Source organism: Achromobacter sp. DH1f, from assembly GCF_000633435.1.
In the GTDB taxonomy this organism is placed as follows: domain Bacteria; phylum Pseudomonadota; class Gammaproteobacteria; order Burkholderiales; family Burkholderiaceae_B; genus Achromobacter; species Achromobacter deleyi.
In genome coordinates this window covers 1-442 of sequence record NZ_AYMF01000144.1, presented here as the reverse complement: position 1 = coordinate 442, position 442 = coordinate 1, and the positions used below count along the sequence as shown (strand labels likewise).

1 protein-coding gene is annotated in these 442 nt (G+C 60.6%); it reads right to left on the bottom strand.

All coding sequences use genetic code 11. The features are described from left to right. Positions 1–18 precede the first annotated feature (18 nt). The coding region (locus U858_RS0133480) for an amino acid ABC transporter permease (RefSeq protein ID WP_025141394.1) at positions 19–442 on the bottom strand (424 nt) is incomplete at its 5' end.

Below are 442 nucleotides of genomic sequence, written 5' to 3'. Positions count from 1 at the left end.
AGTGCGGGGCTGTTGACCCTAACGTTCGTGACCCGTGGCCAGGCGTTTTTCCAGTGCCTGGCTGTATTTGGACATGGAGAAGCAGAAGACGAAGTAGATCAGCGAGATGAACAAGTACGCCTCTACCCCGAATCCGCGCCATGCCGCGTCGGACAATGCCGCCTTGGCTGCCAGCGTCAGGTCGAAGATACCGATGATGACCACCAGCGAGGTGTCCTTGAACAGCGCGATGAAGATGCTGACCAGCGGCGGGATGACGATCTTCAGGGCCTGCGGCAGGATGATCTTGCGCATCTGCTGCCAGGTGTTCAGGCCCAGCGAATCGGCGCCTTCGTACTGCCCCTTCGGAATCGCCTGCAGGCCGCCGCGCACCGTTTCGGCGATGTACGCGGCCGCGAACATGATGATCGCGATCTGCGCGCGCAACAGCTTGTCGATGGAA